We start from the raw sequence: 671 nt of genomic DNA on the forward strand, positions 1-671 counted from the left end.
CGGCGGTCTTGGTCCATACGAAGGTCTTGGGGTCTTCGTTCCAGGCTTTGACCCATGTGCGGATGTCGGCTTCGAGGGCTTGGACGCTGCGGTGGTCGGAGCGTTGGAGCAGGTCGGCGGTGACGTAGCCGAAGAATCGTTCGACCAGGTTCAGCCAGGATGAGTATGTCGGGGTGAAGTGCATCGTCACCCGTGGGTGCTCGGCGAGCCAGGTCTTGATCATCGGGTGCTTGTGGGTGCCGTAGTTGTCGCAGATCAGGTGGATGTCGAGGTCGGTGGGGACCTGGTCCTCGATCTTGGTGAGGAACTTCTTGAACTCGACGGCTCGGTGTCGTCGGTGCATGCTGGTGATCACGGTGCCGTCGGCGACGTTCATCGCCGCGAACAAGGTGGTGGTCCCGTGGCGGACGTAGTCGTGGGTCCTCTTCTCGGGCATGCCGGGCATCATCGGGAACGCCGGCTGGGAGCGCTGCAGTGCCTGGACCTGCGACTTCTCGTCCACGCACAGCACCACGGCCGCCTCGGGCGGGTTCAGGTACAGGCCCACGACGTCGTAGAGCTTGTCGATGAACAGCGGGTCGGTGGAGAGCTTGAAGTGATCGACCAGGTGCGGCTTGAGGCCGAAGTCTGACCAGATCTTGCCGATCGTCGACTTCGACAGACCTGTCCGC

1 protein-coding gene is annotated in these 671 nt (G+C 62.7%); it reads right to left on the reverse strand.

What is annotated here, in order from left to right:
- A partial coding sequence (locus ABEA33_RS27280; RefSeq protein ID WP_345530355.1) for an IS630 family transposase occupies window positions 1-671 on the reverse strand: 671 nt, incomplete at both ends.

The organism is Nocardioides endophyticus, from assembly GCF_039543845.1.
Lineage (GTDB): Bacteria > Actinomycetota > Actinomycetes > Propionibacteriales > Nocardioidaceae > Nocardioides > Nocardioides endophyticus.